1 protein-coding gene is annotated in these 639 nt (G+C 44.4%); it reads left to right on the top strand.

Features of this window, described 5'->3' with window-relative positions:
* The first annotated feature begins 217 nt into the window (after positions 1–217).
* Positions 218–592, top strand: coding sequence for a hypothetical protein (locus A11A3_RS17885; RefSeq protein WP_157375833.1), 375 nt, complete (start codon positions 218–220; stop codon positions 590–592).
* Positions 593–639: the final 47 nt, after the last annotated feature.

Raw genomic sequence — 639 nt, 5'->3', positions numbered from 1 at the left:
AGGTGTCTAGCAAACTGGTGGCGATTCACTTTTTGTTTCTTTGGTTAGCCATAATTCGGCACTGAGAGAAAATTCAGGTCGGTGTTACTTGGTTAGTTCTTCGAGAAAACTTCAAGGGCTTTGTGATTCAGGGTTGGAGGTTGGAGAGGAGCAGCTAGTTATTTCAATACCTGCCGCGCTATATATGGTTGCAATTTGTCCAGGAGTTTCGTTGGGAATGCCTGCAATGCGAGGATTGCTATTTGGAGGGCGAATTCCAACCTTTACGTCGTCTATGCAAAGAACATCTTTGCGAGTACTTAAAGAGGCTAATAAATTTGATATGCCTTGGGCGAAGCGAGGCCTTTTTGAAGATTCATTGCGCGAAGCATTAGTCTCAGTTGCAAAGAGTAGTGGAGAGGTGTCAGGAGGGAATGGAAGGAAGAGAGCTGATGCTGTTTTCAGTTCTGCTTCTTCTGATCAGCAGGCATCTGCAATCGTTAAAGCTGTGAAAGATATAGCTGTTGACTCTCGGCTTGAGGTTGAAAATAGGAGGTTGAAATTAGAGCTGGAAAGATTGAGACAACAAGCTAATACCTCTAAGAAAAGTTGAAGGGCGGGTCAGAAGCTGGGGTCAGATACCCTCTTGAATTTCAAGCC

It is taken from the genome of Alcanivorax hongdengensis A-11-3, from assembly GCF_000300995.1.
GTDB classification, from domain to species: domain Bacteria; phylum Pseudomonadota; class Gammaproteobacteria; order Pseudomonadales; family Alcanivoracaceae; genus Alcanivorax; species Alcanivorax hongdengensis.
Note: the sequence above shows the minus strand (reverse complement) of the source record. Positions and strands in the feature narration are given on the sequence as shown.